Annotated in this window: 22 protein-coding genes; 12 read left to right on the forward strand and 10 right to left on the reverse strand. The window is 62.4% G+C overall.

Going from position 1 to position 22,730, the window contains the following annotated elements; all coding sequences use genetic code 11:
• Positions 1-195 precede the first annotated feature (195 nt).
• The 4 genes from AB8A38_RS23250 to AB8A38_RS23265 form a co-directional block, all read right to left on the reverse strand.
• The gene (locus AB8A38_RS23250) at positions 196-582 is read right to left on the reverse strand and encodes a RidA family protein (protein ID WP_439087577.1); all 387 of its coding nucleotides are present in this window, start codon (positions 580-582) and stop codon (positions 196-198) included.
• 54 nt (positions 583-636) lie between these two features.
• The gene (locus AB8A38_RS23255) at positions 637-1,233 is read right to left on the reverse strand and encodes a GNAT family N-acetyltransferase (RefSeq protein WP_439087578.1); all 597 of its coding nucleotides are present in this window, start codon (positions 1,231-1,233) and stop codon (positions 637-639) included.
• 158 nt (positions 1,234-1,391) lie between these two features.
• Positions 1,392-2,534 (reverse strand): type III PLP-dependent enzyme, encoded by a 1,143-nt coding sequence (locus AB8A38_RS23260; RefSeq protein ID WP_068728986.1) that lies wholly within the window; start codon positions 2,532-2,534, stop codon positions 1,392-1,394.
• A gap of 874 nt (positions 2,535-3,408) precedes the next feature.
• Positions 3,409-3,660, reverse strand: a complete 252-nt coding sequence (locus tag AB8A38_RS23265; RefSeq protein WP_068728984.1) for a hypothetical protein — start codon at positions 3,658-3,660, stop codon at positions 3,409-3,411.
• Positions 3,661-3,791: 131 nt separating this feature from the next.
• Here AB8A38_RS23265 and AB8A38_RS23270 point away from each other — a divergent pair, with 131 nt between their 5' ends.
• The 6 genes from AB8A38_RS23270 to AB8A38_RS23295 all read left to right on the forward strand — a co-directional run bounded on the left by AB8A38_RS23270 (position 3,792) and on the right by AB8A38_RS23295 (position 10,491).
• Positions 3,792-5,882, forward strand: coding sequence for a M3 family metallopeptidase (locus AB8A38_RS23270; protein WP_315843931.1), 2,091 nt, complete (start codon positions 3,792-3,794; stop codon positions 5,880-5,882).
• 13 nt (positions 5,883-5,895) lie between these two features.
• Positions 5,896-6,531, forward strand: coding sequence for a DUF1007 family protein (locus AB8A38_RS23275; RefSeq protein WP_439087579.1), 636 nt, complete (start codon positions 5,896-5,898; stop codon positions 6,529-6,531).
• Between the two features lie 167 nt (positions 6,532-6,698).
• Entirely contained in the window at positions 6,699-7,790 is a 1,092-nt protein-coding gene (locus AB8A38_RS23280) for a nickel/cobalt transporter (protein ID WP_439088589.1), read from the forward strand.
• A 71-nt stretch (positions 7,791-7,861) separates the two neighbouring features.
• Complete coding sequence (hemH, locus tag AB8A38_RS23285) at positions 7,862-8,899, forward strand: ferrochelatase (RefSeq protein ID WP_439087580.1); 1,038 nt, start codon at positions 7,862-7,864, stop codon at positions 8,897-8,899.
• Between the two features lie 148 nt (positions 8,900-9,047).
• Positions 9,048-10,037: an SPFH domain-containing protein gene (locus AB8A38_RS23290; protein WP_089265787.1), complete on the forward strand. Its 990-nt coding sequence runs from the start codon at positions 9,048-9,050 to the stop codon at positions 10,035-10,037.
• 10 nt (positions 10,038-10,047) lie between these two features.
• Complete coding sequence (locus AB8A38_RS23295; protein ID WP_439087581.1) at positions 10,048-10,491, forward strand: NfeD family protein; 444 nt, start codon at positions 10,048-10,050, stop codon at positions 10,489-10,491.
• Here AB8A38_RS23295 and AB8A38_RS23300 read toward each other — a convergent pair whose 3' ends face one another.
• A complete protein-coding gene (locus AB8A38_RS23300; RefSeq protein ID WP_439087582.1) occupies positions 10,492-10,833 on the reverse strand; it encodes a winged helix-turn-helix transcriptional regulator in 342 nt (113 codons plus the stop codon).
• Between the two features lie 72 nt (positions 10,834-10,905).
• Here AB8A38_RS23300 and AB8A38_RS23305 point away from each other — a divergent pair, with 72 nt between their 5' ends.
• Positions 10,906-11,454 carry a carboxymuconolactone decarboxylase family protein gene (locus tag AB8A38_RS23305; protein ID WP_439087583.1) on the forward strand — a complete coding sequence of 183 codons (549 nt, stop codon included), beginning with the start codon at positions 10,906-10,908 and terminating at the stop codon, positions 11,452-11,454.
• A 6-nt stretch (positions 11,455-11,460) separates the two neighbouring features.
• Here the strand turns inward: AB8A38_RS23305 and AB8A38_RS23310 are convergent, their stop codons facing one another.
• Positions 11,461-12,438, reverse strand: a complete 978-nt coding sequence (locus tag AB8A38_RS23310) for a KpsF/GutQ family sugar-phosphate isomerase (protein ID WP_439088590.1) — start codon at positions 12,436-12,438, stop codon at positions 11,461-11,463.
• A 264-nt stretch (positions 12,439-12,702) separates the two neighbouring features.
• Between AB8A38_RS23310 and AB8A38_RS23315 the strand changes: the two genes are divergently transcribed.
• A complete protein-coding gene (locus tag AB8A38_RS23315) occupies positions 12,703-14,385 on the forward strand; it encodes an outer membrane beta-barrel protein (protein WP_439088591.1) in 1,683 nt (560 codons plus the stop codon).
• A gap of 33 nt (positions 14,386-14,418) precedes the next feature.
• Here the strand turns inward: AB8A38_RS23315 and AB8A38_RS23320 are convergent, their stop codons facing one another.
• Positions 14,419-14,691 (reverse strand): hypothetical protein, encoded by a 273-nt coding sequence (locus tag AB8A38_RS23320; RefSeq protein WP_089266229.1) that lies wholly within the window; start codon positions 14,689-14,691, stop codon positions 14,419-14,421.
• Between the two features lie 199 nt (positions 14,692-14,890).
• Between AB8A38_RS23320 and AB8A38_RS23325 the strand changes: the two genes are divergently transcribed.
• On the forward strand, positions 14,891-16,387 hold the full coding sequence (locus AB8A38_RS23325) for a sensor domain-containing diguanylate cyclase (RefSeq protein WP_439087584.1): 1,497 nt from the start codon (positions 14,891-14,893) through the stop codon (positions 16,385-16,387).
• A gap of 3 nt (positions 16,388-16,390) precedes the next feature.
• Here the strand turns inward: AB8A38_RS23325 and AB8A38_RS23330 are convergent, their stop codons facing one another.
• Entirely contained in the window at positions 16,391-17,275 is an 885-nt protein-coding gene (locus AB8A38_RS23330) for a UTP--glucose-1-phosphate uridylyltransferase (RefSeq protein ID WP_439087585.1), read from the reverse strand.
• Between the two features lie 262 nt (positions 17,276-17,537).
• Here AB8A38_RS23330 and AB8A38_RS23335 point away from each other — a divergent pair, with 262 nt between their 5' ends.
• A complete protein-coding gene (locus tag AB8A38_RS23335; RefSeq protein ID WP_439087586.1) occupies positions 17,538-18,935 on the forward strand; it encodes a lytic murein transglycosylase in 1,398 nt (465 codons plus the stop codon).
• 94 nt (positions 18,936-19,029) lie between these two features.
• Complete coding sequence (locus AB8A38_RS23340; protein ID WP_439087587.1) at positions 19,030-19,995, forward strand: Bug family tripartite tricarboxylate transporter substrate binding protein; 966 nt, start codon at positions 19,030-19,032, stop codon at positions 19,993-19,995.
• A gap of 50 nt (positions 19,996-20,045) precedes the next feature.
• Here the strand turns inward: AB8A38_RS23340 and AB8A38_RS23345 are convergent, their stop codons facing one another.
• Together AB8A38_RS23345 and AB8A38_RS23350 are read right to left on the reverse strand one after the other, a co-directional pair.
• Complete coding sequence (locus AB8A38_RS23345) at positions 20,046-20,933, reverse strand: TauD/TfdA dioxygenase family protein (RefSeq protein ID WP_439087588.1); 888 nt, start codon at positions 20,931-20,933, stop codon at positions 20,046-20,048.
• Positions 20,934-21,050: 117 nt separating this feature from the next.
• Complete coding sequence (locus tag AB8A38_RS23350; RefSeq protein ID WP_439087589.1) at positions 21,051-21,830, reverse strand: SDR family NAD(P)-dependent oxidoreductase; 780 nt, start codon at positions 21,828-21,830, stop codon at positions 21,051-21,053.
• A gap of 109 nt (positions 21,831-21,939) precedes the next feature.
• Between AB8A38_RS23350 and AB8A38_RS23355 the strand changes: the two genes are divergently transcribed.
• Entirely contained in the window at positions 21,940-22,674 is a 735-nt protein-coding gene (locus AB8A38_RS23355) for an SDR family NAD(P)-dependent oxidoreductase (RefSeq protein WP_439087590.1), read from the forward strand.
• Positions 22,675-22,730: the final 56 nt, after the last annotated feature.

Genomic DNA, 22,730 nt, shown 5'->3' on the forward strand with positions numbered 1-22,730 from the left:
CAAGCCCGGACGGCACGCGCGCGTGCGCCCGGGTCACATTCCTGCTTGAAGGTGACCGGCGCGGAGCAGTAAGCGGTTGCGAGGCAGGTTCGTCATGATGGCCGAAACCTATGTATCCTGCACTGAAAGTCAACCGGCGATGGCGCCGTTGATAGTAGCGACGTCCAACGGGTGTGTCTGACGCGCGGTTGACGATCAGCTGTGGCGCTTGGCGGTGACTTCGATTTCGACTTTCATCTCGGGCTTGTAGAGTCCGGAGACCACGAGAAGCGTAGCAGCGGGCCTGATCTCGCCGAGATGGGCACCGGTCACCGCGAACACCTTGTCGGCGTCGCTGGCGTCGGTGATGTAGTAGATCGCGCGCACGATATCGGCCATGGCAAAGCCGGCCTCCTTCAGCGCGGCTTCAATGGTCTTGAAGCAGTTCTGTGTCTGTGCCGTGACATCGAACGGCAAGATCATGGTGGTGTAATCGTAGCCGGTGGTTCCGGACACGAAGCAGAAATCGCCGTCGACCACCGCACGGCTGTAGCCAGCGGTCTTTTCGAATGGCGATCCGGTGGAAATCAGTTTGCGCGTCATTACCGGGCTCTCCTGCGGAGGTGAGCTCCGCAATGCCGTTTCCTGGTGGTCAAATCAAGCTGCGTGGGCCAGATCGGCAGTCTCAGCAGCCTTGCGGACCCATTTACCGCTTCCGAAGATGATGCCGCGGGCGCCATCCAGCGCTCCGGGCTTCAGCTCGAGGCCGAGCAGGCGATCGCGCTCGAACGGCCCGGGCAGCGCCAGATCGGTCATTTTCTGGGGCATGAAGCCGAAGCGGGCGTAATAAGGCGCATCGCCGAGCAGCACGATGGCGCCATTGCCGCGCGCCGAGGCCTCGGCGATCGCGTGATTCATCAACGCGGCGCCAAGGCCAAGGTCGCGGGCACCCGGATCGACCGCTAGGGGGCCGAGCATCAACGCAGCTCGGCCCCCGGCGTCGACATGCCAAAGCCTGATCGTGCCGACCAGCCTGCCTTGCACCACCGCCGAGAAGGCCAGGCCTTCGGCGGGCAGTCGTCCGTCACGCAGTCGCTGGCAGGTGCGGGCATGGCGCGAAGCGCCGAAGCACACATCCAGCAGAGATTCACGGGCGGCGACGTCGGAGCCACGTTCCGCACGGATCTCGTACGAAGGGGCTGCGATGGGCAGGGCAACAGTGTTGTTAGTGGCGGTCTCGTGCAGATCGGTCATGGCATGTCGGTCCCCACTCCGTTTTTCACACGGAGTGTTGTCATCCAGAATTGGAAGGTGACGGGATGAGAGCCGGCGGGCCGGCTCTCCGATTAGTCATATCCGGGGTGGATGCCGGATATAGTGAGCGACGTCAGATTTGCAACGCTCAGATATGGTCAGATATGGAAGGTGCGCAGCGGCGGAAAGCCGTTGAACGCCACTGCCGAATAGGTCGACGTATAGGCGCCGGTGCCTTCGATCAGCAGCTTGTCGCCGATCTCGAGCGTCACGGGCAGTGGATACGGCAGCTTCTCATACATCACGTCGGCCGAATCGCAGGTCGGGCCGGCGAGCACGCAGGGTGTCATCTCGGCGCCGTCATGCGGCGTCTTGATGGCGTAGCGGATCGACTCGTCCATGGTCTCGGCGAGACCGCCGAACTTGCCGATGTCCAGATACACCCAGCGCACATCGTCCTCGTCGCTCTTCTTCGAGATCAGAACGACTTCGGCTTCGATGATGCCGGCATTGCCGACCATGCCGCGACCCGGCTCGATGATGGTCTCCGGAATCGCGTTGCCGAAGTGCTTGCGCAGCGCACGGAAGATCGAACGGCCGTACTGCACGACCGCCGGGACTTCCTTGAGGTACTTGGTCGGGAAGCCGCCACCCATATTGACCATGGACAGGTTGATCCCGCGCTCGGCGCAGTCACGGAACACCGACGAGGCCATCGCCAGCGCGCGGTCCCATGCCTTCACCTTGCGCTGCTGCGAGCCGACATGGAACGAAATGCCATAGGGCTCCAGGCCAAGACGCTTGGCGAGGTCCAGCACGTCGACAGCCATTTCCGGATCGCAGCCGAACTTGCGCGACAGCGGCCACTCGGCGCCGGCGCAATCGTAGAGGATGCGGCAGAACACGCGGGCGCCGGGAGCGGCGCGCGCGATCTTCTCAACTTCAGCGGCGCAGTCGACCGAGAATAGGCCGATGCCGAGCGCATGGGCGCGCGCGATGTCGCGTTCCTTCTTGATGGTGTTGCCGAAAGAGATGCGGTCCGGCGTGGCGCCAGCGTCGAGCGCCATCTGGATTTCCTGCACCGACGCGCAGTCGAAGCACGAGCCCATCGAGGCCAGCAGCGACAGCACTTCCGGCGCCGGGTTTGCCTTCACCGCGTAGAACACGCGGCTGTCGGGCAAAGCCTTCGCAAAGCTCTGGAAGTTGTCGCGCACGACTTCGAGGTCGACGACGAGGCACGGCTCGACATCGGTGCCCTCGTTGCGGCGGGCGCGGAGGAATTCCTGAATACGTTCGGTCATAGCACTCTCCCAAACGGCCCTGCGAAAGGGTCACGTTCAAAAAATGATGACGGTTCAGCGCTTTCGGACCCAGGCACGCGATGGAGGCGTGACAAAGCCAAAAGTACAGACCGTAAGTGCTGCCGTGGATTGGTTGGGGGTGACCCTACCGCACACCTGGCAATGAAGGACAAGCCTCTTCGGTATTCGCGCTGGCTGTTGGAAAGCCAGCAGAGACCAAAAAAGCCCGCTCCGTCGTTGCTTTAAGTCGCGTCCCCCGTTGAGAACGAGGTGCGCCGGTTCGCCTCCGGCTGCCAGTCACGGTTGCAAAGAACAAAGTCACCTTCAACGGCATCTCTGGAGAGAGATGCTGGCCTTTCGCAAAACTCCGCGAACGACCCTCGGCTTCTTCATCCCTTGGCGGCTGTCCGGCCTCTTGTCCGGATACCTACCGACTGACACACGACCACAGGCACGTGCGAAATTGGGCAAGACCGGAAATAGGTTCTTTGACCCTGCTACGCAACAATTTTTTTGGGCTGTGGGGCATTTTATTCAACGCCATCGCGCCGCGTTGCAAACGAGACGCACTCAGCGCGCTCAACATGAACGGATGTTAAGTTCGGTTAAGGAATTGGCGTAGTCTGAGGCTGGCGTGGAGTGCTGAACTACACCAGCGTCACGTTCCTGTAGTCGTCCTCTCGTGCGGCTGTGATCTCGCTCTCGGTGTCTTCCTCCGCAAGGGGGAGGATTCCGTAAACGCTACAGCCGGCGACGAATCACGAGCAGCCCGGGTGACTGGCGCTCGACTCAAGCACGCAATCGCGCGCCTGGCTGGGCAATGACGGTCGAGTGTGAGGAAGCCGGAGAGTGGAGCTGCGCGGGCGCGCAGCGATCAGCCGCGGCGGGTGAACGGCTCGATCCGCGCGGCGGTGCGCAGGAAGGCGACCATGATGGCGACGCCGCACAGGAACAGGCAGACTTGCAGGATGTGCTCGCCGGTGGTGGAGAGGCCGAACAGGATCGACAGCGCCCAGCCGCCCGCGAAGGCGGCGCCGAACACTTCCGCGCCGATCAGGATCGCCGCCGAGATGACGGTGATGACGCTGGGCCAGTAGATGCGGCGGGGGGCGGTGGAGGTGGTCATAATCTCAAGGTCCTGTTTCGGGCCGCAATCTCTCCGAAAAAGCCTGCTGCGGCAAGCACTAAAGGGCCCAAAAAAGCCCCATCGCGTGGTATAGATCGACGCATTCTCTGGGCTTCAAAGCAGGATTTCTTATGTCAGAAACGTCGGTCTCGCCGGTTGCGTCGAAAGGTCACGAAAATCCGCTTCTGAAAGCCTGGCAGACCCCGTTCGAGACCCCGCCATTCGACGAGATCAGGCCCGAGCACTTCATGCCGGCCTTCGAACAGGCGTTTTTCGACCATTCGGCCGAGATTGCCGCGATCGTGAACGATCCGGCCGCGCCTGACTTTGCCAATACGATCACGGCGCTGGAGCGCTCCGGCAAGTTGCTCAGCCGCGTGGCGTCGGTGTTCTACGATCTGGTGTCGGCGCATTCCAATCCGGCGATCCTGGAGATCGACAAGGACGTGTCGTCGCGGATGGCGCGGCACTGGAATCCGATCATGATGAATGCCGTGCTGTTCGGCCGCATCGTGGCGCTGCACGACAAGCGCGCCGAGCTCGGCCTCACCACAGAGCAGATGCGTCTCCTGGAGCGGACCTATACGCGCTTTCATCGTTCGGGCGCCGGCCTCGACGAGGCCGCCAAGGCGCGGATGGCCGAGATCAACGAGCGGCTGGCGCATCTCGGCACCAGCTTTAGCCATCATCTGCTGGGCGACGAGCAGGAGTGGTTCATGGAGCTCGGCGAAGGCGATCTCGATGGGCTCGCCGAGAGCTTCGTCGCCTCTGCCAGGGCCTCGGCCGACGAGCGCGGCATGACCGGCAAGGCGATCATCACCACGTCGCGCTCATCGATGGAGCCGTTCCTGAAGAGCTCAGCGCGGCGCGACCTGCGCGAGCGGGCCTACAAGGCCTTCATCCAGCGCGGCAACAACGGCAATGCCAACGACAACAACGACACCATCGTCGAAATCCTGAAGCTGCGCGAAGAGACCGCGAAGATCCTGGGCTTCCCGACCTTCGCCGCCTACCGCCTGGAAGACTCCATGGCAAAGACGCCGGAAGCCGTGCGCGGTCTGCTGGAGCGCGTCTGGAAGCCGGCCCGCGCCCGCGCACTGGCCGACCGCGATGCGCTGCAGGAGCTGATTGCGGAGGAGGGGGGCAACTTCAAGCTCGCCGCCTGGGATTGGCGCTATTACGCCGAAAAGCTGCGCCAGCGCCGCGCCAATTTCGATGATGCGGCGATCAAACCCTATCTCACGCTCGACCATATGATCGCGGCGCAATTCGACACCGCGACGCGCTTGTTCGGTATCACCTTCGCCGAGCGCAAGGACGTGCCGGTCTGGCATCCCGACGTTCGCGTCTGGGAGGTCAAAGATGCCAAGGGGGCGCTCAAGGCTATCTTCTATGGCGACTACTTCGCCCGGCCGTCGAAGCGCTCCGGCGCCTGGATGACCTCGCTGCGCGACCAGCAGAAGCTCGACGGCGACGTGGCGCCGCTGGTGCTGAACATCTGCAACTTCGCGAAGGGCACCGACGGCCAGCCATCGTTGCTGTCGCCGGACGATGCGCGCACGCTGTTCCATGAATTCGGCCATGGCCTGCACGGCATGCTGTCCAACGTCACCTATCCCTCGCTGTCGGGCACCTCGGTGTTCACCGACTTCGTCGAACTGCCGTCGCAGCTCTATGAACACTGGCAGGAGCAGCCGCAGGTGCTGCAGACCTTCGCCAAGCACTACCAGACCGGTGAGCCGCTGCCCGACGATCTGCTGAAGCGGTTCATCGCTGCCCGCAAGTTCAATCAGGGCTTTGCCACGGTGGAGTTCGTGTCATCCGCGCTGATCGATCTCGAATTCCACACCCAGCCGGCTTCGGCCTTCGCCGATGTCGCGGCCTTCGAGAAGAAGGAGCTGGAGAAAATCGGTATGCCCGAGGAAATCGCGCTGCGGCACCGCCCGACCCAGTTCGGACACATCTTCTCAGGCGATCATTATGCGTCTGGCTACTACAGCTACATGTGGTCCGAAGTGATGGATGCGGACGCCTTCGGCGCCTTCGAGGAAGCCGGCAATATCTTTGATCCCGTGGTGGCCAAGCGATTGCATGACGACATCTATTCGTCGGGCGGTTCTGTCGATCCGGAAGCGGCCTATATTGCATTCCGCGGTCGTGCCCCGGCACCGGATGCGCTGCTGCGGCGGCGTGGGTTGTTGGAAGAGCCTGAGGCGGCGTGAGGTGATGCTTCTGATGAACCGCTTTCTCGGTCTGATCGCGATCATGGCTGCGCTGGCCGGCGGCATCACCGCCGCCTCCGCCCACCCGCACGTCTTCGTCACGGCGTCGAGCGAACTGATCTACGCGCCGGACGGCACCATCACAGGTGTGCGTCATGCCTGGGTGTTCGACGACATGTTCTCGACCTATGCGCTGCAGGGCATCGAGAGCAAGACCAAGGGCGTCTATACCCGCGAGGAACTGGCGCCGCTGGCCCAGACCAATGTGGAGTCGCTGAAGGAATTCGCCTTCTTTACCTTCGCCAAGGTCGAGGGCAAGAAGCAGCGCTTCAACGATCCCGTCGACTATTATCTGGAGAAGCGCGACGCCGCGCTGGTGCTGCACTTCACGCTGCCGTTCAAGACGCCGTTCAAGGCCAAGAAGATGGAGCTGGAAATCTTCGATCCGAGCTTCTTCGTCGATTTCGGTCTGGAGAAGAAGGATCCGATCAAGCTGGCCGGTGCACCGGCCACCTGCACGATGGCGATCCAGCGCCCGTCGGACGGCGCCGCCAAGGCGCAGACCATGAATGAAGACACCTTCATGAATGGTGAGAACAGCAATTACGGCGCCATGTTCGCCAACAAGATCACGGTCGATTGCCCATGAGTGTAACTTCATCGACAGGTCTCTCCCCGCGTCATGCCCGGGCTTGTCCCGGGCATCCACGCCTAGACACCGGCATCCGGAAGACGTGGATGGCCGGGACAAGCCCGGCCACGACGAGCGGATGGAGTGTCGTTCTTGTTTGTGCGGCAGTGCTGGTCGTCGCCGCCATGACCGACGCTTCGCTGCATCACGCTCTCGCGCAAAATCCCTTCGGGGCGCCGAAAGGCGTGCCGGACTCACAGGTCGGCGGCATCATCGGCTGGCTGCTCACCAAGCAGTCCGAATTCTATCGCGCGATGTCGGCGACCATCCGTGCTGCGAAGTCCGACGGCAGCGCGGTGTGGACGCTGCTGGCGATCTCCTTTGCCTACGGCATCTTCCACGCCGCAGGCCCCGGCCACGGCAAGGCGGTGATCTCGTCCTATCTGGTCGCCAATGAAGAGACCGCCAGGCGCGGCATTGCGTTGTCCTTCGTCTCGGCGCTGATGCAGGCGCTGGTGGCGGTGCTGATTGTCGGCATTGGCGCGTGGCTGCTGAATGTCACCGCCAAGACCATGTGCAGCACCGAGCGCTGGGTGGAAATCGCCAGCTACGGCCTGATCGCGGCGTTCGGCGCGCGGCTGGTCTGGAGCAAGGGGCGCGGCTTTGTCCGTGCGTTGCGACCGTCGCTGCCGGCCGCCGGCCCGCAGCTCGCGATGGCGCATGCCAGCGCGTCCGCGCATACGCACGATCACGGCCATGACCACCATCACCACGAGCACGCTCATGGCCACGCGCATGCTCATGCGCACGCCCATACGGCGCATGCCGAGGCGACGGCTTCAGCACATGCGCACCATGACCACAGTCATCACGATCACGTTCATGACGAGCATTGCGGCCATTCCCACGGCCCGACGCCGGACCAGCTCGCAGGCCCCGGCGGCTGGGCGCGCGGACTGTCGGCCGTGTTCACGGTGGGCATCCGGCCGTGTTCCGGTGCGATCCTCGTGCTGGTCTTCGCGCTGGCGCAGGGCATGTTCTGGGCCGGCATCGCTGCTACTTTCGTGATGGGTCTGGGAACCGCGATTACCGTGGCGACCATTGCCGTCATCGCCGTCTCCGCCAAGGGCCTTGCCGGCCGTCTGGCCGGTGGCCGCGATGGCAGCGGCGCGCTGGTCATGCGGGGGATTGAGTTCGGCGCGGCGGCGCTCGTGATGCTGTTTGGCGTTGGCCTGCTGCTGGGCTATGTCGCGGCCGAACGCGTCACCTGTTTCTGATCGCTGTCCTGCCCTGATGGACAGTCCGTCGTCTTGACAAGGTCAAGCCAAAGCGCGAAGCCACCGGCATCATGACAAATGTCGTTTCCCTCGAGCAGCCACCGGCCTCCACCCTGGAGATACCGGAACGCGTCGGCGTCTTGCTGGTCAATCTCGGAACTCCCGACACCGCGGACACCCGCGGCGTACGCGTCTATCTCAGAGAGTTCCTGTCCGATCCGCGCGTGATCGAGAATCAGGGCCTGCTGTGGAAACTGATCCTCAACGGCATCATCCTGACCACGCGGCCGCGCCGCAAAGCCAAGGATTATCTGAAGATTTGGAACACGGAGAAGAACGAGTCTCCGCTGAAGACGATCACCCGTGCGCAGTCGGACAAGCTGGCTGCGTCGCTCGATAGTCATACCCATCTCGTGGTGGACTGGGCGATGCGCTACGGCAATCCATCGATCCGTTCCCGCATCGCTGAACTCACCGCAAAGGGCTGCAACCGCATTCTGGTGGTGCCGCTCTATCCGCAATATTCTGCCGCGACCTCTGCGACCGTCTGCGACGAAGTGTTCCGCGTGCTCGGTACCATGCGGGCGCAGCCGACGCTGCGGGTCACGCCGCCTTATTATGACGAGCCGGATTACATAGGCGCGCTGGCGACCTCAATCGAGAAGCATCTGGCGACGCTGTCCTTCGTGCCGGAAATGATCGTGGCGTCGTTCCACGGCATGCCGCAGAAATATATCGACAAGGGCGACCCCTATCAGGCGCAATGCGTGGCCACGACCGAAGCGCTGCGCAAGCGGCTCGGACCGGACGCGCCGAAGCTGCTGCTGACCTTCCAGTCGCGTTTTGGCTTTGACGAATGGTTGCAGCCCTATACTGACAAGACCATCGAGCAACTTGCCAAGGACGGTGTGCGTCGCATTGCCGTCGTAATGCCTGGCTTTTCGGCCGACTGTCTGGAAACGCTGGAAGAAATCGCGCAGGAGAATTGCGAGATCTTCATGCACAATGGCGGCGAGCAATTCTCCGCAATCCCCTGCCTCAACGACAGTGACGAGGGCATGGACACGATCCGCCAGCTCGTGCTGCGCGAGCTGCAGGGCTGGATCTAGAAGCCATCAAGCTCCGCGGTCCGCGGAGTTTCCTCGCGCAGACGTGACGGCGCTCGCTTTTCCCGGTCTCGAACCTTAAAATCCTCCACGCCGACAAAACAACGAGGCGCCATATGTTGCGCGTCCATTTTGCCGCAGGGAGACTTTGATGTCCGGTTACGACATTTTCGCCATCGCCGTTGTACTGCTGATCATCTTCACGCTGTTTGCCGGCGTGAAGACCGTGCCGCAGGGCTATGACTGGACCATCGAGCGCTTCGGAAAATTCACCCGCACGCTGTCGCCAGGTCTCAATCTCATCATCCCGTATTTCGACCGCGTCGGTCGCAAGATGAACATGATGGAGCAGGTGATCTCGATCCCCGAGCAGGAGGTGATCACCAAGGACAACGCCACGGTGACGGTGGACGGCGTCGCGTTCTTCCAGGTGTTCGATGCGGCCAAGGCAAGCTACGAAGTGTCCGACCTCAATCAGGCGATCATTGTGCTGACCATGACCAACATCCGTTCGGTGATGGGCTCGATGGATCTCGATCAGGTGCTGTCGCATCGCGACGAGATCAATGAGCGGCTGCTGCGCGTCGTCGATGCCGCGGTGTCGCCATGGGGCCTCAAGGTCAACCGTATCGAGATCAAGGACATCGTGCCGCCGGCCGATCTGGTCGAGGCGATGGGCCGCCAGATGAAGGCCGAGCGCGTCAAGCGCGCCGACATTCTGCAGGCCGAGGGTCAGCGCCAGTCGGAAATTCTCCGTGCCGAAGGCGCCAAGCAGGGCCAGATCCTTCAGGCGGAAGGGCGCCGCGAGGCTGCGTTCCGTGACGCCGAGGCACGCGAGCGGTCCGCAGAGGCCGAAGCCAACGCAACGCGGGTGGTGTCGGAGGCAATTTCGAAGGGCGACGTTGCGGCGCTGAACTACTTTATCGCCGATAAATACATCAAGGCGTTTGGCCAGCTTGCGGAATCGCCGAACCAGAAGGTCATCATGCTGCCGGTGGAAGCCATGAGCATGCTGGGCTCGCTGGCCGGTATCGGCGAGATCGCCAAGGCGACCTTCGGCGAGAACTCGACCTCGGCCCAGGCTGCCGCGCGCCGCAGCGGATCTGTGCCGCCGGCGGGTACAACGCCGCCGCGCAGCTAGGGATTTCGCAATGGCCGACATGTTCGTTACTTTGGGCACCTGGAACTGGCTGATCTTCGGCGTGCTGCTGATGGCGCTGGAGTTGCTGGCGCCCGGCGTCTTCATGTTCTGGCTCGGGCTATCTGCATTTCTCGTCGGCGTGCTGTCCTTCATCGTCACGCCGTCCTGGCAGGTGCAGATCCTGCTGTTTGGATTGTTCGCGCTCGCGGCCGTCCCGCTGTGGCGGCGCATCGCGCGTCAGAAGCCCGGCGCCAATCCCAACCCGTTCCTCAACAAGCGCTCCGATGCGCTGGTCGGCCGCGTCTGCACGCTTGATCGGCCGATCATTGACGGCGAGGGCATCGTGCGCATCGACGACACGGTCTGGCGCGTCAGCGGGCCCGATACGCCGGCGGGGACGAAGGTGAAGATCGTGAGGGCTGATGGGGCGAGTCTGACGGTAGACGTGGCCTGATCAGTCAGCCGCCAGCGATTTGCTCCACCGCTCTGCGAAACGGTGCAGCGGCAGAAACGTGCCCTGCAACTCTCGGCCCGTATCCGTCAGCCCATAGCCATCCGGCCGCAGCGCGATCAGACCCGCGTCCCTGAGATCGCTCAGGCGTGCTTGGAGAACGGTAGGGGACGCGTCGTCGCAGGCCTCGCGCAGCGCTCGTGAGGTCAGGGAGCGCTCACGCAACTCCCAAAGAATGCGCAGCGTCCAGCGCCGGCCTAGCAGGTCGAGCAGCGCCATGATCGGTCGGCCGGTCGTCGAGCCGCGCACAGCGCGTCTGGGCTGTTTGGAAACGGACTTTGCCATCACATTCTCTCTTGCAGGTCGCTACAGAATATGTAGCATATCGCTACGGTTATTGTAGCGCAGGAGTTGGCTATGTCACGCATCGCGCCGTTGCAGCCGCCCTATGATCCTGACATTCAGGCGCAATTCGACGCGATCATGCGCGGCGCGCCGCCGCTGATGCTGTTTCGCGTGATCGCCGGTCATCCGAGGGCATGGAGCAAATTTCGCGCAGCTGGCCTGCTTGATCGCGGACCGCTGTCGCTGCGGGAGCGCGAGATTGTCATAGATCGCACCTGCGCACTGACCGGTTGCGAATACGAATGGGGCGTCCATGTCGCGGCCTTCGCAGACGCAGCGAAATTGACGGATACGGAGGTGAGGGCGACCGTCGATGACGACGCACAGGCGACATGCTGGTCGTCAGCGGAACAAGCTCTGATTGCGGCAGTCGATGCGCTGCATCATCGCGCGACGCTCAGCGATGAGGAATTCAGGACGCTGGCCGCTCACTACGATGACGCGAAAATCTTCGAGATCATCCTGCTGTGCGGATTCTATCGCACGGTGTCGTACATCGCGAACGGCTTGGCATTGCCACTCGACGCAAATGCGGCAAGGTTCCCGCGAACTGCCAGCTGACGTGGCTTACGCCACGCCTGCCCGCAGCAGATCATGCAGATGCACGATGCCGACGGGCTTTCTGGCGTCCGTCACCAGCAGCGCGGTGATCTTCGACGAGTTGAGGATTTCCAGCGCCTCGCCGGCGAGCAGGTCGCGGCTGATGGTCTTGGGATTCTTGGTCATGACTTCATCGACCGAAACCGTCATCAGGTCGGCGCGCATGTGACGGCGGAGATCGCCGTCGGTGACGATGCCGACCACATGGCCGTTGCCGTCGGTGATGCCGACGCAGCCAAAGCCCTTCGAGGACATTTCCACCAGCGCATCGGACATCTTGGTGCCGAGCGGCTTGAGCGGCACGGCGTCGCCTGAATGCATGAGGTCGCGGGTGTATTTCAGCATTGCGCCGAGCTTGCCGCCGGGATGTAGCACGCTGAAATCCACCGACGTAAAGCCACGGCCTTCCAGCAGCGCGATCGCCAGCGCATCGCCCATCGCCAGCATCATCAGCGACGACGTCGTGGGCGCGAGATTATGCGGGCAGGCCTCGCGCGCCTTCGGCAGCGTCAGCGCGACATCGGCGGCCTCGGCCAGCGTCGAGGTGGCTTCGGAGGTGATCGCGACCACGCCGATCCTGAAACGCTTGGCATAGGTGATGAGGTTCTTCATCTCCGGCTGCTCGCCGGACCAGGACAGCGCCATGATGACGTCGTCGGGCGTGATCATGCCGAGATCGCCATGGCTGGCTTCGGCGGCGTGCACGAAAAAGGCGGGTGTACCGGTCGATGCGAAGGTCGCGGCGATCTTGCGGCCAATATGACCGGACTTGCCGAGGCCCGTGATGATCAGGCGGCCTTTGGCCTTGAGGATCAGGTCGGCGGCCGCGACGAAGGCCGGGCCGAGGTCGGATTGCAGCGCGGTTGCCAGCGCAGTGACGCCGCTGGCTTCGGCCTCCAGCGTACGCAGCGCCGAGTCAATCGCTTCAATGGCCTGATCGCTCATCGCTGCCGTCGTTTTCGTCGGAAGGCCGGGTGTCTTGGAGAGGGGCATCAATCGCATCCTGGGGCCGTAAATTGTCCGGCTGTGTCGCCCTCCTCTTAGCACGGCTGGGCCTGCCTGGCGAAACCCCGCCGATGCGATCTCAACGGGCCATTAACCATAAGCGTTTTAACTCCCTTAACCATGAGTTGTCGCGCGCGCCTCCGGCGTCGCTCTTGGTGGATTTTGTAAGCTTTTGATGGTGTTGGAGTTTTTCTGATCGTGAGGATGGGTCGAGTACGCGACCGCCGCAACCGCGCCTGGGCCAACGGCGCGGTTTCGGCATGTCTGTGTCTGAGCCTCCTCACGCCATCTCCGGCATTCTCGCAAGCATTGACGTCAGACCTGCTGGCGCCGGTCCCGGGCGGCTTCGTGTCGCCGCAGAACCTGCCGACGCGCCGGACGACGGATGCGCCGCTCCAGCCCACTGGAACGCTGCAGACCAGCCAGCTATCGCCGGATCGCCTGCCACAGTCGATCATCACACCGCCCATACCCGCTGCATCGGGCGCCGCCGGCACCGGCTTCGACGCGCTCAACCGCAAGCGCAAGCAAACCAAATATTATCCGGGCGCGAAGAAGCCGAAGCCGCCGGTGGGGCCTGGCAGTCCGCCGCCGCCGCTGGTGCCCGAAACCCGGCCGTCACCGCCATCGGCCAAGGCCGCCAAGCCTCCCGTTGCCCCATCGGTTGCCGGCACCGTGGTCGGTCAGCCGACGCGCAGGCGATTGCCGGTGGATCCAGATCCATATGCTCCAACCGGCGTTCGCGTCGGCAGCTTCCTCGTGAAGTCGGCCGTGGAAATCTATGGCGGTTACGACAACAACCCGGCGCGCTTTGTGCAGCCGAAGGGATCGTCGTTCTACAAGGTCGCGCCGGAATTGCTGGCCGCAACCGACTGGACGCGGCACTCGATCATCGTGGATCTGCGCGGATCCTTTACCGGTTACGAGAGGCGATTTCCCGCAGACTTCTCCCAGATTTCACCGTCGCCGGAGAATGTCGATCGCGCCGAACTCAACGGTAAGATCGCCGGTCGGCTCGATGTCGCACGCGACCTGCGGCTCAACAGCGAGGCGCGCATACGCGTGGGTTCTGACAACCCGGGCAGTCCAAACCTTCAGGCCGGGCTGAAGGATCTTCCGCTGTTCACCACCATCGGCGGTTCGTTGGGGGTCGAGAAAGACTTCAACCGTCTTCAGATCAAGGTCGATGGTCTCGTCGATCGCACCGTCTATCAGGATTCGAAACTGACCGACGGCACCCAGACCAACAACAACGACCGTAATTTCAATCAGTATGGCGGCGTCGGCCGCGCCACCTATGAAGTGCTGCCGGGTCTGAAGCCGTTCGCCGAAGTCCAGGGCGATGTCCGCGTGCACGACGATCGGGCGGATCGCTTTGGCTATCTCAGGGATTCCAGCGGCGGCTATATCAAGGCCGGCACCACCTTTGAATTCACGCGTCTGCTGACGGGCGAGGCCTCAATCGGTTATGCAGCGCGCAGCTATACGGATACGCGGCTGGAGGTTCTCAAGGGCCTGCTGACGTCAGCGTCGCTGATCTGGACGGCTACGCCGCTGACAACCGCGAAATTCGTCTCGACCACATCGATCGACGAGACCACCGTGCCCGGCGTTCCCGGCATTCTCACACGCACCTATACGGTTGAGGTCAATCACGACTTCCGGCGCTGGCTGACGGCCACGGGCAAATTCACTTACGTCACCCAGGATTATCAGGAAAACTTTCGCTTCGATAAGATCTACTCACTGCAGGGCGATCTCGTTTACAAGCTGAACCGTGAAATCCAGCTCAAGGCGCAGGTGCGCCGCGATATCCTGGATTCAAACATCCTTGGCGCGAGCACGGCCTCGACCGTGGTGATGCTGGGCGTGAGACTGCAGCGGTAGCCGTCAAAATCGCTGGGCGCCACGTCGCTCGTCCTAATTCCACTTCCGCATGAACTTGGCCGTCTTCCGGCGAAATTTCACACCGGAGCCATCGGGCAATCGGATGGCGATGAAGCCGGCTGCGATACAGGCCTCGCGCTGCGGCATGTGCTCATCGGGCGCGCGCTCGGTCTCCCACCACGAGGCCCGGTGCGACGCGCGCGGCAGCGCGTCGTCGATGATCTCCTCGATCGCATCCATGCTCAGCACGAATTCGTCCTTGGTCTGGCTGGCCAGGTAGGCGCGGAGCAGGTCGTAGTCAGGCACGGAATTGTCCTCGGTATAATCTCGCAAACGTCATACGCGCCCGCGCGATCAGGCGCTACAGCGCGATTTCGGTAAATCGACATCGGAAGTGCGTCATCCGAGCATTTTCCGCAACCGTTCGTTAACGCCGTGTGGAACCCAAAGCCGGTACTTAAGCGCTCGGCAAGCATTCGCGTGCGATCCGTGGGGTACGGAGCACATGATGAAGTCGGGGAACGCAAACACGGGAATTCGACGCTGGCCGTTATCGGCCAAGCTGTTGATTCTGTCGTCGCTGGTCACGATCATTGGCTTTTCGGCCGTTTGCGGCACTGTGATGCTCGATATGCGCCGCGGCGAGGAAGCGCTCGCGCGACAGACTGCCGAGAACCTCGCCACCTCCATCGATTCTGATATAGGTCGAACCGTTGAACAATACGATCTGTCGTTGCGCGCTGTCATTTCCGGCATCAATACGCCCGAGATCGACAAGCTCAGCAAGGAAATGCGCCAGCTGATCCTGTTCGACAATGCGGCATCAGCGCGCCAGTTTGCATCCATTCAGGTGTTCGATGCGCATGGCGATCTTATCATCGATGCGGCATCGCTCGATCCTGCCAAGCAGAGCAGTGCCGACGAAGAGTTCTTCAAGGTACACAAGTTCGACGGCGAGCGCGGGCTCTATGTCAGCAAACCGATGCTGCACCGGGGCGCGTATTCCGTCGTGCTGAGCCGCCGCATCACCGACGTCGATGGCAATTTTGCCGGCGTCGTCGCGGGTGCCATCCGGTTCGCCTACTTTCATGATCTGTTCGGCCGCTTGCGGCTGAACAAGGACGACAACATCACAGTGATCCGCCGCGACGGCGTCGTCATCATGCGTACGCCGTTCGATCTCGACGTGGTCGGCAGGGATCTGAGCAAGACCCCCGGCGTGATGCGGGCGCTGAGCCGGTCCAACGGGTCGTATTCGGGCGTCGGTGTCGTTGACCAGATCGAGCGCCTCTATGTGTGGCGCGACAGCGGTCGGCCGTTGCTCGTGATCGTCGGCCGGCCGTGGGCCGGCATCTACAGTCTGTGGTATCAGCAGGCGATCAAGATCGGCGGCATCATGCTGGCGCTGATTATCTTCATCACCGCGGTGGCACTGTTTCTAGCGCGCGAAATAGGCCGCCGCGCGCACGCAGAGCACAAGCTCGAAGAACTGGCCACGACCGATGGTCTCACTGGACTGCGCAATCGCCGCAAATTCGATGCGGCGATGGAGCTGGAATGGCGCCGTGCCATCAGGCATTCACGGCCGATGGCACTGCTGTTGATCGACGCCGACCATTTCAAGGTTTTCAACGACAGCTTCGGTCATCAATCCGGAGACACCGCCCTGATCGCGATCGCGAATTGCATCGCAGGAGCGGCGAAGCGCGCCGGCGACTGTGCCGCGCGCTATGGCGGGGAAGAGTTCGCCGTGCTGCTACCCGGTGCGACCGTGCAGGATGCCTATGAGGTTGCCGAAACCATTCGGCGCCGCGTCGAGCAGGTGCCGGCCGATCCTGCGATGCTCACGGTCAGTGTCGGCGTCGCCAGCGTGAAGCCGCTGGTGACGATGGAGTGGACGGGATTGGTGGAGGCCGCCGACAAGGCGCTCTATGCGGCGAAGGCCGCAGGCCGCAATCAGTGTGTCATCGCAGGCGATGCGCATCAGGCGATTGCGGCCTAGCGCTTACTCTCCGAGATAACGCAGCATTTCGGCACGCAGACCTTCGCGCAGATCAGGGCGTTGCAGGCCGAACGCGATATTGGCGCGCAGGAAGCCCGACTTCGAACCGCAATCATGCCGCTCGCCTTCGAATTCCACGCCGTAGAATGACTGGCTCTTGGCGAGGCCGATCATCGCATCGGTGAGCTGGATTTCGCCGCCCGCGCCGCGCTCCTGGGTCTCTAGGATTTTGAAGATTTCCGGCTGCAGGATGTAGCGGCCGGTAATCGACAGGTTGGACGGCGCGGTGCCCTTAGGGGGTTTCTCGACCATCCCGTCGATGGTGAAAGCGGCCTCGTGGGTTGGATGGCGCTCGCCGACACCGCAGATGCCGTATTGATGCGTCATGTCCAGCGGGACTTCCTCGACGGCAACAAGGTTGGATTTTTCGCCAAGTGCTCCCGCGATATCGACCATCTGCTTCAGGCAGCCCGGGGAATTCAGCACCAGCTCATCCGGCAGCACCACGGCGAAGGGCTCATTGCCAACGATATCGCGGGCACACCAGACAGCATGGCCAAGCCCCAGTGGGGCCTGCTGGCGCGTGAAGCTCATGGCGCCGGCAGCAGGCTGGGACAGCGCCAGCTGTTCGATCTCGGCAGACTTGTTGCGGCTTTTGAGTGTCTCGTCGAGCTCGAACATGCGGTCGAAGTGATCTTCGATGATGCCCTTGTTGCGGCCGGTAACGAAGATGAAATGTTCGATGCCGGCCTCGCGAGCTTCGTCGACTACATATTGGATCAACGGCCGATCGACGATGGTCAGCATTTCCTTCGGCATCGCCTTGGTGGCGGGAAGGACGCGGGTGCCGAGGCCGGCGACCGGGAAAACGGCTTTGCGAATTTTCATCAGGGGACTTTGCAATGACCTTGGAGGGGAGCGACGCAGGCAGGCCAACGAAGATTGCGCCTGCTGGTTCCGTTTGCAACCGGGAACAAAGGCGGATGTGTGGTGCCGGGCTACATGTCTGCAATTATCCTTTCTGCCGCGCGGCACGTTCGCCCAGCCGGGCAAAACTGGAATAGTGTTAAGCTGATGGAAACCCTCGCCGGGCCTCCTGTCATGCCACAGTCATGACCAAATTCCGGTCAGATTCCCAAGATGGATAGTGATGAAATCAGCGACGAAGATGGCGCGTAGCCTGACATGCGGTGTAGCTGCGCTCGGCGCAGTTTTGCTTGCGGCAGCCCTGCCCGTGGCGGCGCAGGCGCAGAGCAAGAGCGGCCCTTTCAGCTTGTTCGACAATATCTTTAGCGGATCGTCGCAGACCCAGGACCCGCCGCCGCAGGCGGCACTGCCCGGCGCGCCCGGAGCGCAGCCCTGGAGCGGCGAGGACGGCGCATCCGGCCATCCGCTGATGACCGCACAGGCGATCCGCGAGGCCGCTGGTAATTTCGACAATTGCATTGCCGGACTGTGGCCTGATGCCGCACGCCGCGGCATCTCGCAGGACAGCTATCAGCGTTTCACCGCCGGCCTGACGCCGGATCTGCGAATCATGGACCTAATGGATTCGCAGCCGGAATTCACCAAGGCGATCTGGGACTATCTCGACATCCTGGTCAACGACAACCGCATGGCCAAGGGCCGTGAGGTGCTGGCGCAGTACAAGACGATCTTTGACGCGGCCGAGAAGGCCTATGGTGTCGATCGCTACATTATCGCGTCGATCTGGGGCATCGAGTCGAACTACTCGACGATGATCGGCGATCGCAGCGTGCTGCGTTCGACGGCGACGCTGGCCTGCGTCGGCCGCCGTCAGGCCTATTTCAAGGATGAGTTTCTGGTTGCTCTGGAAATCCTGCATCGCGGCGATCTGAGGCCTGAACAGATGCGCGGCTCCTGGGCTGGCGCATTCGGTCCGACCCAGTTCATGCCGACCGCGTTCAAGCGCTTCGCGGTGGACGGTGATGGCGACGGCCGCCGCGACGTGGTGGACAATCCGACCGATCTGATCTTCTCGACGGCCAATAACCTGAAGAAGGATGGCTGGCAGAGCGGCCAGACCTGGGGCTACGAGGTCGTGGTACCGCAGGGCTTCAACTACATGCTGGCCGACAAGGCCAAGGCGATGACCCTGCCGCAATGGGAGCAGCTCGGCCTCAAGCGCGCCAACAACCAGCCGTTTCCGCGCATGACGGAAAAAGCCTATCTGCTCGCGCCCGCCGGTTCGCAGGGGCCGGGCTTCCTCATGATGACGAATTTTCGCGTCATCATGAAATACAATCCGGCTGAGGCCTATGCGATGGCCATCGGCCATTTCGCCGACCGGTTGCGCGGCGGTCCGCCCTTCGTGCAGCCATGGCCGCGTCAGGAGCGCGTGTTGTCCCGCGCCGAGCGGCTGGAGCTACAGCAGCTGCTGGCGCAGCGCGGCTTCTACAAGGGCACGCCGGACGGCCAATTCGGCGGTCAGACCCGTGAGGCTCTGCGCAACTACCAGGCCTCCATCGGCGCGCCTGCTGATGGGTTTGCATCATCGGAAATGCTGGACCGGCTCCGGGTGAGATAAGCGCTCTGCGCAGAGGCCCATAGCGCATAACATTATACCGCAGTGCAGCATGCGTGTTAGGCTGGTCTCCTTGATGTATTCTTGGGGACTAACGATGTTGAACAGGCGCGCGCTGCTGGCCGGATTGTCGGCAAGCCTTCTTCCATTTCAGGTCAAGGCGGCGTGGCCGGAACGGTCCATCACCCTGCTGCACGGTTTCGCACCGGGCGGCGGCACCGACGCAACCTCGCGTGTGCTTGCCGAAGGTCTGTCGAAAATCCTCGGCCAGACGGTGGTGGTCGAAACCAAGCCGGGCGCCGGCACGACGCTCGCCGGGGCGCAGCTCGCCCGCTCGGCGCCTGACGGCTACACGATCTCTCTGATCACGGCGACCTATGGTGCGTCGTCGGCCTTCTACAAGACCCTGCCTTACAAGCCGGTCGATGACCTCAAGGGCATCTGCCAGGTCTCCGAAGCGCCCTACATGTTCTCGTGCAATGCGGACGCGCCGTTCAGAAATCTCGCCGAGCTGATCGCTTCTGCCAAGAAACAGCCGGACAAGCCGCTGACTTACGGCACGCCCGGCGTCGGCTCCGGTCCGCATTTGATCGTCGAGCAGATAGGCCAGTTGGCCGGGGTTAAATTTCAGCACATTCCGTTCCGCGGCGGTGCGCAGGCCGTGGTCGAAGTGCTGGCCGGCCGCATCGATTTCATGGTCGACCCGCCGATCTCGATGATCGAGCAGATCAAGGCCGGCAAGTTCCGCGCACTGGCCGTGACGACGGCTGAACGCTTCCCGTCTTTCCCCGATATTCCCACCGTGGCCGAAGCGGGCTTTCCCGGCTACGCCGCGCCGGGCTGGTACAGCCTCGTTGGCCCGGTCGGCCTTCCCGACGACGTCGTGGCAAAACTGAACGCCGCGACGGTCACGCTGCTCAAGGATGAGAGCGTGAAAGAGCGCCTGCTGTCGCTCGGCAGTCAGGCGAAGGCCTCGCAGCCGAAGGAGGTCATTGACCTCCTGGCGTCCGATGTGAAGCGCTGGGGCGAGGTGCTGGAGAAGGCGAAGATCGAGCGCATCTAGCGGCTAGTGGCGCGCTGCATGGTGCGGCGCGCCTGTCTTTGAATGGCAGGTTATTCCGCCGCCTGCTGCGCCACCGTCGGCGCATTGCCGGCGACTGTGGCCCGGCGCATGTCGCGCGGCTGCGACTGGTCGTAGCGGCGGACGCGATGCATGGTCTGGCGATTGTCCCACATCACGAGGTCATGCAGCGTCCATTTGTGGACATAGACGAATTGCGGCTGCGTGGCGTGCTCGTTGAGATCGCGCAGCAGCACGCGGGCTTCAGGCACCGACATGCCCTGGATCGCACCGGCATGGGATGAGAGATAGAGTGATTTGCGGCCATGCACCGGGTGCGTACGCACAAGCCGCTGCAGTACCGGCTTGAACATTTCCTTCTCTTCGTCGGTGTAGTCGAGAAAGCCGAGCGCGCCGCGCGATGTCATCAGCGAATGTTCGCAGATCATGTCCTCGATCTCGATTTTGGTGTCGTTGTCGAGCGCATCATAGGCCGCGCGCATGTCGGCGAATTCGGTATTGCCGCCCTTCGGATTGACGACGCGCGCCGACAGCAGCGAGAATTTCGCCGGAATGGGCCGGAAGGAACTATCCGAGTGCCACAGGCAGTTGCCGAGATTGAACAGGTGCGCCCGGCTGTCTTTCGGCAGCGGTTTACCGTCCTTGCCGAGATTGGACACATCTGCAAGCCCCGATGTCAGCCGGTAATCTTCCTTCTTGGTGACGGAACCGCCTTTTCGATTTTCGCGCTCGCCGAAATTCTGTGCGAAAGCGAGTTGCTGTTCGTCGGTAATATCCTGCTTCGGGAATATTAAGACGGCGTAGTCATCCATGCCGCGCTCGATGGCAACGGCGTCATAAGGGCTGACCGGCTTGGTCAGATCGACGCCGGTCACTTCGCCGACGAACAAGGGATGCAGTTTGCGGATCGTCACGGGCATTGCAGATTTCCTCCGTGTGGAATGGTTGACCCATTCGATTGCGGCTTCCAGCGCTGCCGTGCCGCTTGAGAAAAATGCTACGCCCGCAAAGTGCGAAGTCAACCGGCGTGAATGCCGTCAGGCATTGCGTGCCATGAGGCCGCCGTCGACCGGGATCACCGCGCCTGTGATATAGGACGCGGCCGGCAGGCACAGGCTTAGCGTCATATGCGCGACTTCTTCCGGATCGCCGTAGCGGCGCAGCACGGTGCGGCGTTTGGCGAAGATCACTTTGTGTTCGTCGCTGATACGCTCGGTGATCCCGGTCGTGATCGGCCCGGGACAGATGCAATTCACCGTAATGCCGTCGCGGCCAAGCTCCACCGCGAGCGAGCGCGTGAGGCCGGTGACGCCGGCTTTCGCTGCGGAATAGGGACTGTGCAGTGCGGTGGCGCCGAGCGCTTCGGTGGACGCGATGTTGACGATCCGCGGCGAGGGTGATTTGCGCAGGTGCGGCAGCGCGGCGCGGATGATGCGCTGGTGCGAGGTCAGCATCACGGCGATGGCGCGATCCCACGCGGCGTCATAGCCGTCCTGATCAATCGCGGTGGAAACCGAGATGCCGGCATTGTTGACGATGATATCGAGACTGCCGAAATGTGCGGCGACGTCGCTCACCACCGTGCGGATACGATCGGGATCGGCGACATCGAGCGTCCAGGCGTGAGCGCTTCCACCGCCAGATGTGATCGCGTCAACGACGGCAGCAATGCCGTCTGCCGAAATATCCGTGACGGCGACATTGGCGCCTTCGTCGCCGAACACGCGTGCAGTCGCGCGGCCCATGCCGCTTGCGGCACCGGTGACGAGTACGGTGAGGCCGTGGACCGAGCGGCTGAGCTGTTTGAAATCCGACAAGGCTATCCTCCGAATTTGTACGCCTTCATGATGAGGCTTGATCGAAGGCTTGCACTGATCGACGACGCGGTCAAACATGCGCTGATAAAATCAAGAAGGACGATCAGGGATGAACGAACTCGATTTCAGCGGCCAGCAGGTGCTCATCGTCGGCGGATCAAGCGGTATCGGCAATGGTGTGGCGCAGGCATTTCGTGCGCGCGGCGCATGCGTGCATGTGTGCGGTACGCGCGCCAAGGCCAGCGACTATTCCATCGATGACGGCTCCAATCTCGACGGACTCGGCTACAGCCAGCTCGATGTGAGCAGCGCGTCGGCAATCGAGGCGTTCGATCCGAAGCTCGATCGGGTCGATGTGCTGATCCTCGCGCAGGGTGCGGTGATGTATCGCCGCGGCGAATTCGAGATGGATGGCTTCCGCAAGGTGATGGAAGTCAACCTGATGAGCCTGATGGGCTGCGCGACTAAGTTTCATGCACAGCTCAAGGCAAGCCAAGGGCGATTGATTATCGTCAGCTCTACCGCGGCCTATCATGCGACCAAAGGCAACCCGTCCTACAACGCGTCGAAGACCGGTGCGGTCGGTCTCACGCGCACATTGGCGCAGGCGTGGTCGGAAGACGGCATTCGCGTCAATGGTATTGCGCCGGGGCTCGTTGACACCAAGATGACAAAGGTCACGACAGCGAATCCGAAGCGGCTGGGAGGCGCGATTGCCAGGATCCCACTGCAGCGGCTCGGCACGCCTGCCGATATGGCCGGCGCCGCATTGTTCCTCGCGTCGCCGCTGTCATCCTATGTTTGCGGTCATACGCTGGTCGTCGATGGCGGTTTGATCCTTTAAATTCACGGCGCCCGCATCGCGACGGAACCAGTACTGGCCTCAGGCATTACACCGGC

Source organism: Tardiphaga sp. 839_C3_N1_4, assembly GCF_051811045.1.
Taxonomy (GTDB): Bacteria; Pseudomonadota; Alphaproteobacteria; order Rhizobiales; family Xanthobacteraceae; genus Tardiphaga.